This is a genomic window from Klebsiella terrigena (assembly GCF_012029655.1).
Taxonomy (GTDB): Bacteria; Pseudomonadota; Gammaproteobacteria; order Enterobacterales; family Enterobacteriaceae; genus Klebsiella; species Klebsiella terrigena.
On record NZ_CP050508.1, the window covers coordinates 276,172 to 289,618 of the forward strand.

The window sequence follows — 13,447 nt, forward strand, 5'->3', positions numbered from 1 at the left end:
TCAATGGCCCGATAGTATAAGAAAATCATATAGACGCGGTGCCATCAGGGTGCCTGAAGAGATCCAGCAGCGTGGCGAGCTGTTCATCAATGGGGGCGACATCGCGCTTAACGATCAGGTGCAGCGGGGTCGCGCGGCGGGCGCCGTGGCTCAGCGGCAGCGGCTTCAGCTCCCCCTGGGCGAGCTGTTGGCGAATGCGCTCTTCGGGTAGCCAGCCGAAACCGACCTGATACAGCACGGCGTCAATCGCGGCATCAATGGTGGAGAAGGTCCACGCGTCGCGGCCCGGCTGGCGCTCGTTGTGGCGATCGGCGATTTGCACCAGCGGCCAGCGGGCGAGGGCGCTATCGTCCAGCGGCCCGTCGAGGGCGGCAAGCGGATGGCCCCGGTGGGCCACGGCGATAAAATCGATGTTCATCAGCCACTCGCCGCGGCCGGTAATATCCTGGCGGCGGGTGAGCACCATCACGTCAGCCTCGCTGTGCGCCGCGCTCTCGTCGCCGACGTTTTCCAGCACCTCCGTTAGCCTGACCTGGGTTTGCGGGTAGCGCTGCTGGAACTGGCGCAGAATAGCAAACAGCCGCTGGCGAGGAAAAATGCTGTCGACCACCAGATCGAGCCTGCTGCGTGCGCCGTTGCGCAGCGCAACAGCGTGATTTTCAACGTAGTAAAAGGCCTGCAGCAGCGGCTTAACCTGGGCGAGCAGCAGCTCGCCCGCAGGCGTTAATACCGCGCGGCGTCCGGATGGCGTCAGCAGCGTCACCCCCAGCCTCTCCTGCAGCAGGGCGAGGTTGTAGCTGACCGACGACTGGCTGCGATGGGTCTCCTCCGCGGCCCTGGCGAAGCTGCCCAGGGCGATAACCTTCTCCAGCAGAGCCCATTGTTCGAGCGTTGTCTTGTGCATAACTCATCTAAAAAGTGGATGGATTCAATCCAAACATAGCGTTATTCATTCATTTTTTAAAGCAGTACGCTGGGTTCCAACAACAGAGGAGCAAGCACAATGAACGCTTTTGACAAACACGATTTGAGCGGTTTTATCGGCAAACATCTGGTTTATACCTACGATAACGGGTGGAACTACGAAATTTACGTCAAAAATGGCCACACCCTCGACTACCGTATTCATAGCGGGATCGTCGGCAACCGGTGGGTGAAAGATCAGCAGGCCTTTATCGTACGAGTGGGCGCCAGCATCTATAAAATCTCGTGGACCGAACCAACCGGAACCGACGTCAGCCTGATCGTTAATCTCGGCGATCGGCTGTTTCACGGCACCATCTTCTTTCCGCGCTGGGTTATCAACGATCCGCAAAAAACCGTCTGCTTCCAGAATGAGCATATTCCGCTGATGGAGTCTTACCGCGCCGCCGGCCCGGCCTATCCGACGGAAGTGATTGATGAGTTTGCGACAATTACCTTTGTTCGCGACTGCGGCGCCAATAATGACGCTGTTATTAATTGTCCCGCTAATCAATTACCGGCTGATTTCCCTGCAAACTTGTAATATTCCGGAAATAATTTTGTGATCTACATTAGATTTTAGCGTTAGTAGCATAGCGTAAAGTTATATTTATTCTTTAACGGTTTAATGTTGGTTTACTTTACCACCCCGTGCTCCTGGCCTGCCCTGGGACAGGAGCCGAATCCCGCTCTCAAAATAGCCATCGCAGTTAATAAACTTATTTATAAAACAACTGGTTGTATTGACGATTGCCAACTATATTAATTTCTTAATATTATCCTAAGCAACCCCGTCTAAATTAAATAACGTCAAATACCCTGCAATGGAAATGTGGCATTGAAAGAATTTCATTTTCATTTTGTTTAAGTCCGCTGGCGCAGGATATTTTTTTCTACCGGCCTGAGTTGGATCGGGCCAAATACAGAGCAGGAAAATGATGAGCGAATTTTTGCCGTTTTCGCGCCCGTCTATGGGTGACGCAGAGCTGGCCGCGCTGCGTGAAGTTTTGCAATCAGGTTGGATCACCACCGGGCCGAAAAATCAGGCGCTGGAAGAGGCCTTCTGCACGCTGACCGGCAACCGTCACGCGGTGGCGGTCAGCTCGGCGACCGGCGGCATGCACGTGACGCTGATGGCGCTGGGCATCGGCGCCGGCGATGAGGTGATCACCCCTTCACAGACCTGGGTCTCGACCCTGAACATGATCTGCCTGCTGGGCGCGACGCCGGTGATGATCGACGTCGATCGCGATAACCTGATGATTACCGCTGACGCGGTCGAAGCGGCGATTACTCCCCGCACCAGGGCTATCGTTCCCGTGCATTACGCCGGCGCGCCGGCGGATATCGACGCGATTCGCGCCGTCGGCGAGCGCCACGGCATCGCGGTGATTGAAGATGCCGCCCACGCGGCGGGGACGTACTACAAGGGCCGCCACGTCGGCAGCCGCGGTACCGCAATCTTCTCCTTCCACGCCATTAAAAATATGACCTGCGCCGAAGGCGGGCTGGTCGTCACCGATGACGACGAGCTGGCTGCGCGTATCCGTAGCCTCAAGTTCCACGGCCTTGGCGTTGACGCTTACGATCGTCAGACCCTCGGCCGCGCCCCGCAGGCGGAGGTGATCTCCCCGGGCTTCAAGTACAACCTCGCCGACATCAACGCCGCGCTGGCGCTGGTGCAGCTGGATAAGCTGGCGCACGCCAACCAGCGTCGCGCCGACATCGCCCGCCGCTATCTGAGCGAGCTGGCGGATACCCCGTTCGCGCCGCTGCAGGTGCCGAGCTGGGAGCACCAGCACGCCTGGCACCTGTTTATCATTCGCGTCGATGAGGCCCTCTGCGGCATTAATCGCGATGCCTTAATGGAGCAGCTGAAAGCCATGGGGATCGGCACCGGCCTGCATTTCCGCGCGGCGCATACGCAAAAATATTACCGCGAGCGCTTCCCGACGCTGTCATTGCCGAACACGGAATGGAACAGCGCGCGCATTTGTTCACTCCCGCTGTTCCCGGATATGACCGATGACGACGTCACTCGCGTTATCTCCGCTCTGCACCAGCTGTCAGGACGTTAATATGTTTACTTACCCTCCCGTGAAGAAGGTCTCGGTGGTCATCCCTGTGTATAACGAGCAGGAGAGTTTGCCAGAGCTCATTCGCCGCACGGATACCGCCTGCGCCACCCTTGGGCGCGAATATGAAATTCTGCTGGTCGACGACGGCAGCAGCGATGACTCCGCCCTCATGCTGACGGCGGCGGCCGAAGCCGAAGGCAGCCACGTCGTGGCGGTGCTGCTGAACCGTAACTACGGCCAGCACTCGGCGATCATGGCGGGCTTTAGCCACGTCACCGGCGATCTGATTATTACCCTCGATGCCGACCTGCAAAACCCGCCGGAGGAGATCCCGCGGCTGGTCGAGAAAGCGGACGAGGGCTATGACGTGGTCGGAACCGTACGTCAGAACCGCCAGGACACCTTCTTCCGCAAAGCCGCGTCGAAGACCATCAACCGCCTGATCCAGCGCACCACCGGTAAAGCGATGGGCGACTACGGCTGCATGCTGCGGGCCTATCGCCGTCATATCATCGACGCGATGCTCAACTGCCACGAGCGCAGTACGTTTATCCCGATCCTCGCGAACACCTTTGCCCGCCGGGCGGTGGAGATCCCGGTGATGCACGCCGAGCGTGAGTTCGGCGACTCCAAATACAGCTTTATGCGCCTGATTAACCTGATGTACGACCTGGTGACCTGCCTGACCACTACGCCGCTGCGTCTGCTCAGCGTTTTCGGCAGCGTGATCGCCCTGCTGGGCTTCACCTTCTCGATCCTGCTGATCGTCCTGCGCCTGGTACTGGGTCCGCAGTGGGCGGCCGAAGGGGTGTTCGTGCTCTTTGCTGTGCTGTTTATGTTTATCGGCGCCCAGTTTGTCGGCATGGGCCTGCTTGGGGAGTATATCGGGCGCATCTATAACGATGTTCGCGCTCGCCCCCGCTACTTTATTCAACGTGTTGTTCGCCAGCCGGAAACGGCATCTCAAGAGGAAGATCGTTCATGAAAGCCGTAGTCTTCGCTTATCACGATATGGGTTGTGCAGGTATTCAGTCCCTGCTGGACGCCGGGTATGACATCGCCGCTATTTTCACCCATCCGGATAACCCCGGCGAAAACCATTTCTTTGGTTCGGTGGCGCGTCTCGCTGCGGAACAGGGTATCCCGGTATGGGCGCCAGAAGATGTGAATCACCCGCTGTGGATTGAACGTATCCGCGAAATGAAGCCGGACGTCCTGTTCTCCTTCTACTACCGCAATCTGCTGGGCGATGAGATCCTCAATCTTGCGCCGCAGGGCGCCTTTAACCTGCACGGCTCCCTGCTGCCGAAATATCGCGGCCGCGCGCCGCTGAACTGGGTGCTGGTCAACGGAGAGAGCGAAACGGGTGTTACCCTGCATCGCATGATCGGCCGCGCCGATGCCGGCGATATTGTCGCTCAGCAGTCGGTGGCCATTGGGGCCGATGACGTGGCGCTGACCCTGCACCGCAGGCTGTGCACGGCGGCGTCCGAGCTGCTGGGCCAGGCGCTGCCGGCGATCCGCGAAGGTAACATTGCCACGCTCGCGCAGGATGAGAGCCAGGCGACCTACGTTGGCCGCCGCACGCCGGAGGATGGCCGCCTTGACTGGGAGCAGCCCGCGCAGGTCCTGCATAACCTGGTCCGCGCCGTCTCCGATCCGTGGCCGGGCGCGTTCGGCTACACCGGCGCCAACAAATTTATCGTCTGGAAATCTCGCGTCCGTCGCGATCTGCCGGCAGCGAAGCCGGGGACGGTGCTCTCCACCGCGCCGCTGGTGGTCGCCTGCCAGGACGGAGCGCTGGAAATCGTCACCGGTCAGACCGATCGCGGCGTCTATATTCAGGGCACGCAGCTGGCGCAGGCCCTGGGCCTGGTCTCCGGCGCGGTGCTGAGCAGCAAACCGGTCGTGGCAATTAAGCGCCGCACCCGCGTGCTGATCCTCGGCGTTAACGGGTTTATCGGCAACCATCTGACCGAGCGCCTGCTGCAGGACGATAATTACGAAATCTACGGGCTGGATATCGGTTCTGATGCCATCAGCCGCTTCCTCGAGAATCCGCGCTTCCACTTCGTCGAAGGGGATATCAGCATTCACTCGGAATGGATTGAGTATCACATCAAGAAATGCGACGTGGTGCTGCCGCTGGTGGCGATTGCTACGCCTATCGAATACACCCGTAACCCGCTGCGCGTGTTCGAGCTGGACTTCGAAGAGAACCTGAAGATTATCCGCGACTGCGTCAAGTACGATAAGCGCATTATCTTCCCGTCGACCTCTGAAGTGTACGGCATGTGCACCGATAAAAACTTCGATGAAGACAGCTCGAACCTGGTGGTGGGGCCAATCAACAAGCAGCGCTGGATCTATTCCGTGTCGAAGCAGCTGCTCGACCGCGTTATCTGGGCCTACGGCGACAAAGCCGCGCTGCGCTTCACCCTGTTCCGTCCGTTTAACTGGATGGGACCGCGTCTGGATAACCTCAACGCCGCGCGTATTGGCAGCTCCCGCGCCATTACCCAGCTGATCCTCAACCTGGTTGAAGGCTCGCCGATTAAGCTTATCGAAGGCGGCAAGCAGAAGCGCTGCTTCACCGATATCAGCGACGGTATTGAAGCGCTGTTCCGCATTATCGAGAACAAAGACGGCCGCTGCGACGGGCAGATTATCAACATCGGTAACCCGGACAACGAAGCCAGTATTAAAGAGCTGGCCGAGATGCTGCTGGATTGCTTCGAGCGCCATCCGCTGCGCGGCAACTTCCCGCCGTTCGCCGGTTTCCGCGATGTTGAAAGCAGCGACTACTACGGTAAAGGTTATCAGGACGTCGAGCACCGTAAGCCGAGCATCCGCAACGCGAAGCGCTGCCTGAGCTGGACGCCGACGGTACCGATGGAAGAGACCGTCGAGCATACCCTCGACTTCTTCCTGCGCACCGTTGAGCTGGCGGATGATAAGACATCATGAAACAGGTCGGCTTACGCATAGATGTTGATACCTTTCGCGGCACGCGGGACGGGGTTCCGCGGCTGCTGACCCTTCTGGGCCAGCACGGGATTCAGGCGAGCTTCTTTTTTAGCGTTGGGCCGGACAATATGGGGCGCCATTTATGGCGCCTGATAAAACCTAAGTTTTTGTGGAAGATGCTGCGCTCAAAGGCGGCCTCGCTGTACGGCTGGGATATCCTGCTGGCCGGTACCGCCTGGCCCGGACGGCGCATCGGCGCGGGCAATGAAGAGGTGCTGCGCGCGACGGCACAGGCCCATGAGGTGGGCCTGCACGCCTGGGATCACTACAGCTGGCAGGCATGGAGCGGCGTCTGGCCGCAGGAGCGCCTGACCCTGGAGGTTGAGCGCGGGCTGCTGGAGCTGGAGCGGATTATTGGCCGCCCGGTGACCTGCTCCGCCGTCGCCGGCTGGCGCGCCGACCAGCGGGTTATCAAAGCCAAAGAGTCCTTCGATTTTCTCTACAACAGCGACTGCCGCGGCAGCCGCCCCTTCCGGCCACAGCTCGGCAACGAGATGCTCGGTACCGTGCAGATCCCGGTAACGCTTCCCACCTGGGATGAGGTGGTCGGCAGCGCGGTGGATACCGGCGGCTTTAACCGCTATCTGCTGGACTGCATTCATCGCGACGCGGGCGTCCCGGTCTATACCATTCATGCCGAAGTGGAAGGGATTGCGTTTGCGCAGCAGTTTGATGAGCTGCTGACCATGGCGGCGCAGGAAGAGATTCAGTTTTGTCCGCTGAGCCAGCTGCTGCCCGCTGATTTTAGCGAGCTGCCGGCGGGTAAGGTGGTCCGCGGTGAACTGGCCGGCCGGGAAGGCTGGCTTGGGCGTGAACAATTATTGAGTTAGGACGTATGAAAAGCATTCGTTATGGTATCTCCCTGCTGGCGCTTTTTGCCCTGTATTACATACTGCCGCTGAATTTTCGCCTGCTCTGGCAGCCTGACGAGACGCGCTACGCGGAGATTAGCCGCGAAATGCTCTCCTCCGGCGACTGGGTGGTGCCGCATTTCCTCGGGCTGCGTTACTTTGAAAAACCGATTGCCGGCTACTGGATTAACAGCATCGGGCAGTGGCTGTTTGGCCACAACAATTTTGGCGTTCGCTTTGGCGCGGTATTCTCTATCAGCGTGACGGCGCTGCTGGTGGCCTGGCTGGCGTGGCGGATCTGGCGGGACAAGCGGGTAGCGATCCTCTCCGGCGTGATGTTCCTCACCGCGCTGCTGGTTTACGGTATCGGCACCTACGCGGTGCTGGACCCGATGATCACCATGTGGATGGCCCTCGCCATGTGCAGCTTCTGGGGCGCCGCTCAGGCACAGACCCGGCGGGGAAAAATGGCTGGCTATCTCCTGCTGGGCGTGGCCTGCGGGATGGGGGTGATGACCAAAGGCTTCCTCGCGCTGGCGGTGCCGGTGGTGGGCGTACTGCCGTGGGTCATTGCGCGCAAACGCTGGCGTGAAGTGCTGACCTGGGGCTGGCTGTCGGTGGTCGCCTGCGTGCTGGTGGTGCTGCCGTGGGGGCTGGCTATTGCCCAGCGCGAGCCGGACTTCTGGCGCTACTTCTTCTGGGTAGAGCATATACAGCGCTTTGCCGAGAAAGACGCCCAGCATAAGGCGCCGTTCTGGTACTACATTCCGTTCCTGATTGCCGGAAGCCTGCCGTGGCTGGCGCTGCTGCCCGGGGCGCTGAAGCGCGGCTGGACCGAGCGCGACGACGCCCGCGGCGCGCTGTACCTGCTGGGCTGGGTGGTGATGCCGCTGCTGTTCTTCAGCATCGCCAAGGGCAAGCTGCCGACCTACATCCTGCCGTGCTTTGGGCCGCTGGCGATCCTGATGGCCCGCTATGCGCTGGATGCGGCGAAAGCGGGGGCGAAGGTGCTGCGCATCAACGCGATGATCAACATCGGCTTCGGCCTGGTCGGCCTGCTGGCGGTGCTGGCGGTCTCGCCGTGGAGCTTTATGCACCATCCGGTGTGGTCGAAGATTGAGCTGTATAAGTGCCTGCTGGCGGCCTTGATATTTGCGACCTGGGCGCTGGTGGGCTGGATGACGATGAAGGACAGCGCCCGGCGCTGGCCGCTCGCCGCCTGCTGTCCGCTGGGGCTGGCGCTGCTGGTGGGTTTCGCCATCCCTGACCGGGTGATCGATAGCAAGCAGCCGCAGTTTATGATTGATATCGTCGGCGAGTCGCTGGCGCCAAGCCGCTACGTGCTGACCAATAACGTCGGTATTGCCGGCGGCCTGTCGTGGGAGCTCAAGCGTAACGATATCATTCTGTTCGATAAGCAGGGTGAGCTAAAATACGGTCTCGACTGGCCGGATGCGCAGGGCCGCTTCGTCAGCGAGGGTGATTTTGTCAGCTGGCTGGCGACGCATCGTCAGCAGGGGCCGGTATCGCTGGTTCTGCTGATGGACAAAGGGGAGAGCATGAACGATCTGGCGCTACCAAAACCCGATAGCTCCTATGAGTTAGGGCGGGTTGTGTTTATCCAGTATCTGCCGCAATGAGTATCTGGATCTGCCTGGCGCTCGCCAGCCTGCTGAGCTGCGCCGGGCAGCTGTGCCAGAAACAGGCCACCCGCCCGTCTAAATCCGGGCGGCGCGGACGGCATATTCTCGGCTGGCTGGGCCTGGCGCTGCTGGCGCTCGGCGGCGGTATGCTGCTGTGGCTGAGCGTGCTGCAGGCGATCCCGGTGAGTATTGCCTACCCGATGCTGAGCCTCAACTTCGTCTGGGTCACCCTCGCGGCGTGGGGCGTCTGGCACGAGCCGGTAGCGCGCCGCCACTGGGTGGGTGTTGGCTTGATTGTCGTCGGGATCGCGGTTCTTGGGAGTAGCGTCTGATGGGCTTAATCTGGGCGCTGCTTAGCGTCGGGCTGGTCAGCGCCGCGCAGCTGCTGCTGCGCGGGGCGATGGTCGAGCTGCCGCCGCTCACCGACCTGGTCGCGTTTATCGGCCACCTTGTCCATTTCCGGGCCGGCACCTTCGGCCTGGCGCTGGGGCTGGGCGGCTACCTGCTGTCGATGGTGTGCTGGTACTTTGCGCTGCACCGCCTGCCGCTCGCCAAAGCCTATGCCCTGCTGAGCCTGAGCTACATTGTGGTATGGGCCGCCGCTATCTGGCTGCCCGGCTGGCACGAGGCTTTCCGCTGGCGCTCGCTGCTGGGGGTGCTGATTATCGTCGCCGGCGTGCTGACCATCTTCTGGCCGCTGAAACGCAAAGCCTGACTTAGCCCGCCGGTTCGACCTTGAGCTCGAACGGCGTCGGCGTGCACACCGCCAGGCTGAGGTCGCCAAGCTGAAGCTGGCCGACCGACAGCCGTGAGCGGAAGGTGCTGTCAACGCTGGCGATCTGCCAGGCGCTGCCGCCGCGCTGCTTAACGATTGCCTCTTTACGCGTCCAGATGCGCCAGAACGCGGCCAGCTGCATTTCCGGGCTTTCGGCCTCCACCTCGGCGTGCTCGCCGGAGCTAAACACCGCATTGGCGATCCGACGCCAGTTTTCACGCGGGCGAATGACTTCAATATCGCAACCCACTTCGCCCTCGTCGCTGAGCAGCAGCGCGATATCGTCGCCGCTGTGGCTGAGGTTAAACCACAGCGGCGTCCCGTCAGCAAACCCCGGCTTGCCCTGTTCGGCGTAGATAATCTCGGGCAGCGGCGTCACCGCCTGAGACAGCAGCGCGCGGCCGGCCAGCCAGCCGTCGCGGCGCGCGCCCTGCGGCGCAAGGGAGCAGAGCGCCGGCGGTAGCGCCTGGGTGCTTAAGGTCGAAATTTTCCCCAGCAAAAGCCGATACATATCAAGACCAACGTTTAATGATGATGGACGTATTGATGCCGCCAAAGGCGAAGTTATTGCTCTGCAGATACTCACAGTCGATCCTGCGCGCTTCCCCCATGATGTAGTCGAGCTCGCCGCACTGGGGATCCGGCTGGCGCAGGTTGAGCGTCGGGGCGAACCAGCCTTCACGCATCATCTGCAGGCTCATCCAGGCTTCCAGCGCCCCGCAGGCGCCCAGCGTATGGCCAAAATAGCTTTTCAAGGACGAGATCGGCACGCGGTTGCCGAAGAGGGCGGCGCTGGCCCGGCTTTCGGCAATATCGCCGCGATCGGTTGCCGTACCGTGGGCCGAAATATAGCCGATATCTTCGGCGCGTAAACCGGCCATGCTGAGCGCCTGCGCCATGCAGATTTGCATCGTTTCCTGCTGCGGCTGGGTGATATGCGCGGCGTCGCAGTTGGTGGCAAAGCCGACGATTTCGCCGTAGATCGTCGCGCCGCGCGCTTTGGCGTGCTCCAGCTCTTCGAGGATAAGCGTACCGGCGCCTTCGCCAATCACCAGGCCATCGCGACGCTCGTCGAACGGCGACGGGGTGGTTTTCGGCTCATCGTTGCGCTGGCTGGTGGCGAACAGGGTATCAAAGATCGCCGCTTCGGACGGACAGAGCTCTTCGGCGCCGCCGGCCACCATTACCGTTTGATAGCCGTGGCGAATGGCTTCCCAGGCGTAGCCGATGGCCTGGCTGCCGGAGGTGCAGGCGCTGGAGGTGGGAATAACCCGCCCGCGCAGGCCGAAGAAGAGCCCGGTATTGACCGCGGTGGTGTGCGGCATCATCTGCACGTAGGTGGTGCCGGTAATGTTGTTGGTATGCTTTTCCGTCAGCATGGTAGCAAACTCGCTCACCGGGCCGGTGCTGCCGGTCGACGAGCCGTAGGCAATACCGGTTTCGCCGTTCGTCAGCACCGCTTCGCCAATCAGGCCGGCCTGCTCCAGCGCCAGCTCGCTGGCGCGGGTGGACATCAGCGATACCCGGCCCATGGCGCGAATACGCTTGCGGGTATAGTGCTCCGGCAGGGTGAAATCGTCGATCGGCGCGCCGAGCAGGGTGTGCAGGCCGTCGTAGATTTGCCACTCCGGCATCTTGCGCACGGCGTTCTCGTAAGCGAGCAGCCTGGTGGAAACGTCCTGCCAGTTTTCCCCAAAGGCGGTGACGCCGCCCATCCCTGTGATCACGACACGACGTGTCATAACATACCTCCATTGATGGAAATAACCTGGCGGGTGACGTAGCCCGCAATGTCGGACATTAAATAGCTGGCCAGCCCGGCCACTTCCTCTGCCTGGCCCATACGCTTCATCGGGATCATTGCCATCGCCTCTTTCTGCGCGGCCTCTTCCATCTCGATCATCCCGGTATCAATCAGCCCCGGCGCAATGCAGTTGACGGTGATTTTGCGTTTCGCCAGCTCGATAGCCAGCGCCTTGGTGGCGCCGATAATGCCCGCCTTCGCCGCGCTGTAGTTGACCTGACCGCGGTTGCCCATCACCCCGGAAACGGACGACAGGGTAATAATCCGCCCGCCTTGACGGGCGCCGATCATCGGCATAATGCACGGCTGAATGACGTTGTAAAAGCTGTCGAGGTTGGTGTGGATGACGCAATCCCAGTCGTCGTCGCTGAGCGCCGGGAAGGCGCCGTCGCGGGCGATCCCGGCGTTATTTACCACGCCGTACCACGGGCCGTGGACGGCGATATCCTGCTCCAGCACCTCGCGGCACTGCTCGCGGTTGGCGACATCAAAGCTCAGTACCCGTCCGGCACCGCCGGCGGCCTGCAGGGTCTCGAGGGTCTCCCGCGCGCCCTCGGCATCGCGATGGTAATGAACGCCGACGGTAAAACCGTCTGCCGCCAGCTGGCAGGCGATGGCGCGGCCAATGCCCTTGCTGGCACCGGTAACTAATACTGAGCGACTCATGGTTTCTCTCCCTGATTAAAAAGCGTCGTTAACTCTTCGGCGGTGGGCTGGAAGGTATTCACCCGGCCGGTTGCCAGCGCCTCATCCCCGGCGCTGATGGCGCACTCGAAGCTGCCAAAACGCGCGTCCTGCATGAGCAGGCTGACGCTGATGGTCAGCGTCCGGCCGGCGGGCAGAATCCCCGCGGCGCAGATAAGCTCCCTCGCGCCGAGCACCATGCCGAGCGCAATAGTGCTCTGCCCCTGCTGGCGGCGATGCCAGCCCGACCAGACGCCGACGGTCTGCGCCATCAGCTCCAGCGCAAACCAGCCGGGCAGGTTACCGTCGGCGTCAAGAAACGGTGCCAGCACGCCGCGCCCGGTGACGGCAACGCGGCACGCGGCGGTTTCGTCAGTGACCTCCAGCACCTCTTCCAGCAGCAGCATCGGCGCGTCGTGCGGCAGGTAGTCGCCGGGCGATAAATAGTGGTTCATAAAACTCTCCCGAGCAGAATGCTGGCGTTATTGCCGCCAAAGGCGAACGAGTTGGACAGGATCGTCGGACGGGCGAGCGGCTGCGCGGTATCGATGATGCCGCAGGCGGGCAGCGCCGGGTCGCGCGGCGAAAGACTGAAATCCTGAGCCGGCAGCGGCAGGCTGCGCTGCAGGATCAGCATGGCGATTGCCGCCTCGGTGATCCCCGCCGCGCCCAGCGTATGGCCGGTCAGATGCTTGGTGGAGCTGCACGGCACCTGCTCGCCAAACAGCGCGCTCACCACCTGCGACTCCACCTGATCGTTAAGCGGCGTCGCGGTGCCGTGGAGGTTGATGTAGCCCACCGCCTCGGCTGAGAGACCGGCATCGTCGAGCGCCTGGCGAATGGCGCGGATGGCCCCTTCGCCCTGCGGATGAGGGGCCGAAATATGGTGCGCGTCGCTGGATTCGCCCACCCCGAGCAGGGCGATGGGCTGCGGCTCGCGGGTCAGCAGCATCAGCCCTGCGCCTTCGCCGATCGTAATTCCGCTCCGGTCGCGGCCGAAGGGCTGGCACAGCGTCGGGGAGAGGGACTCCAGGCTGTGGAAGCCGTTCACCGGCATCCGGCTGAGGGAGTCGGCGCCGCCGACAATCGCCACGTCCGCGAGGCCGGCCTCGATCAGCCGCCGCCCGCTGATTATCGCGCGGGCGCTGGAGGAGCAGGCGGTGGAGAGGGTAAAGGCCGGGCCGTCGAGATCCAGCCAGTGGCTGAGAAAGCGCGACGGATCGCCCAGCTCCTGCTGCGGGTAGTGCCAGGCCGCGCTCGCCTTCGCGTTGAGGGTCAAGTCCACGTGCCTGTCGCCCTCATCGAGTCCGGAGGTGCTGGTGCCGAGCACCACCGCCACCCGGTCGCGGCCGTAACGGGCGATAGCGTCGTCCACCTGCGGTTGAATCTGCGCCAGCGCCGCCAGCAGCAGCTGATTGTTACGCGAGCGATGGGCGGCAAACGCGTCGCCGATGGCGGGCAGCTCGCCGTCAACGCCGCCGAGCATCGCCTGCGGTTGCCCCTGCAGCCAGCCGGCGCGCGGGCGCATACCGGGGGCGATGCCGCGCGTCAGGTTGCAGGCAATCTCGTCGAGGCTGTTGCCCAGCGCGTTGATCATGCCGACAGCGGAAATGTAGATCATC

14 protein-coding genes are annotated in these 13,447 nt (G+C 61.8%); 8 read left to right on the forward strand and 6 right to left on the reverse strand.

The genetic code is table 11. The annotated features are described in order from the left end of the window. Positions 1-25 precede the first annotated feature (25 nt). Entirely contained in the window at positions 26-904 is an 879-nt protein-coding gene (locus HCK03_RS01235; RefSeq protein ID WP_115191716.1) for a LysR family transcriptional regulator, read from the reverse strand. Between the two features lie 99 nt (positions 905-1,003). On the opposite strand from HCK03_RS01235, the gene HCK03_RS01240 reads away from it, so the two are divergent. The 8 genes from HCK03_RS01240 to arnF all read left to right on the forward strand — a co-directional run bounded on the left by HCK03_RS01240 (position 1,004) and on the right by arnF (position 9,277). Then, on the forward strand, positions 1,004-1,507 hold the full coding sequence (locus HCK03_RS01240; RefSeq protein WP_041143091.1) for a phenolic acid decarboxylase: 504 nt from the start codon (positions 1,004-1,006) through the stop codon (positions 1,505-1,507). A gap of 394 nt (positions 1,508-1,901) precedes the next feature. After that, on the forward strand, positions 1,902-3,041 hold the full coding sequence (arnB, locus tag HCK03_RS01245) for a UDP-4-amino-4-deoxy-L-arabinose aminotransferase (RefSeq protein WP_041143090.1): 1,140 nt from the start codon (positions 1,902-1,904) through the stop codon (positions 3,039-3,041). A 1-nt stretch (position 3,042) separates the two neighbouring features. Next, the gene (arnC, locus tag HCK03_RS01250) at positions 3,043-4,026 is read left to right on the forward strand and encodes an undecaprenyl-phosphate 4-deoxy-4-formamido-L-arabinose transferase (protein ID WP_041143089.1); all 984 of its coding nucleotides are present in this window, start codon (positions 3,043-3,045) and stop codon (positions 4,024-4,026) included. Next, positions 4,023-6,008, forward strand: a complete 1,986-nt coding sequence (gene arnA / locus HCK03_RS01255) for a bifunctional UDP-4-amino-4-deoxy-L-arabinose formyltransferase/UDP-glucuronic acid oxidase ArnA (RefSeq protein WP_167691044.1) — start codon at positions 4,023-4,025, stop codon at positions 6,006-6,008. The genes arnC and arnA overlap by 4 nt, the downstream gene beginning before the upstream one ends. Continuing rightward, entirely contained in the window at positions 6,005-6,898 is an 894-nt protein-coding gene (gene arnD / locus HCK03_RS01260; RefSeq protein WP_115191718.1) for a 4-deoxy-4-formamido-L-arabinose-phosphoundecaprenol deformylase, read from the forward strand. The genes arnA and arnD overlap by 4 nt, the downstream gene beginning before the upstream one ends. Positions 6,899-6,903: 5 nt before the next feature. Further along, complete coding sequence (gene arnT, locus HCK03_RS01265) at positions 6,904-8,559, forward strand: lipid IV(A) 4-amino-4-deoxy-L-arabinosyltransferase (RefSeq protein ID WP_123552487.1); 1,656 nt, start codon at positions 6,904-6,906, stop codon at positions 8,557-8,559. Then, a complete protein-coding gene (gene arnE, locus HCK03_RS01270; RefSeq protein ID WP_041143085.1) occupies positions 8,556-8,894 on the forward strand; it encodes a 4-amino-4-deoxy-L-arabinose-phosphoundecaprenol flippase subunit ArnE in 339 nt (112 codons plus the stop codon). The genes arnT and arnE overlap by 4 nt, the downstream gene beginning before the upstream one ends. Then, positions 8,894-9,277, forward strand: a complete 384-nt coding sequence (gene arnF / locus HCK03_RS01275) for a 4-amino-4-deoxy-L-arabinose-phosphoundecaprenol flippase subunit ArnF (RefSeq protein WP_134528056.1) — start codon at positions 8,894-8,896, stop codon at positions 9,275-9,277. Before arnE ends, arnF begins: the two co-directional genes overlap by 1 nt. 1 nt (position 9,278) lies before the next feature. Here arnF and acpT read toward each other — a convergent pair whose 3' ends face one another. From acpT to HCK03_RS01300, 5 genes are read right to left on the reverse strand one after another with little or no spacing between them, the layout of a single operon-like run. Continuing rightward, entirely contained in the window at positions 9,279-9,848 is a 570-nt protein-coding gene (gene acpT, locus HCK03_RS01280; protein WP_167691045.1) for a 4'-phosphopantetheinyl transferase AcpT, read from the reverse strand. A 1-nt stretch (position 9,849) separates the two neighbouring features. Next, positions 9,850-11,079: a beta-ketoacyl-ACP synthase gene (locus tag HCK03_RS01285; RefSeq protein ID WP_041143082.1), complete on the reverse strand. Its 1,230-nt coding sequence runs from the start codon at positions 11,077-11,079 to the stop codon at positions 9,850-9,852. Then, positions 11,076-11,807 carry a 3-ketoacyl-ACP reductase FabG2 gene (locus HCK03_RS01290; protein WP_115191722.1) on the reverse strand — a complete coding sequence of 244 codons (732 nt, stop codon included), beginning with the start codon at positions 11,805-11,807 and terminating at the stop codon, positions 11,076-11,078. The genes HCK03_RS01285 and HCK03_RS01290 overlap by 4 nt, the downstream gene beginning before the upstream one ends. Next, positions 11,804-12,280, reverse strand: coding sequence for a hotdog family protein (locus tag HCK03_RS01295; RefSeq protein WP_143717606.1), 477 nt, complete (start codon positions 12,278-12,280; stop codon positions 11,804-11,806). The genes HCK03_RS01290 and HCK03_RS01295 overlap by 4 nt, the downstream gene beginning before the upstream one ends. Further along, the gene (locus HCK03_RS01300) at positions 12,277-13,446 is read right to left on the reverse strand and encodes a beta-ketoacyl-[acyl-carrier-protein] synthase family protein (protein WP_167691046.1); all 1,170 of its coding nucleotides are present in this window, start codon (positions 13,444-13,446) and stop codon (positions 12,277-12,279) included. Before HCK03_RS01300 ends, HCK03_RS01295 begins: the two co-directional genes overlap by 4 nt. Position 13,447 lies beyond the last annotated feature (1 nt).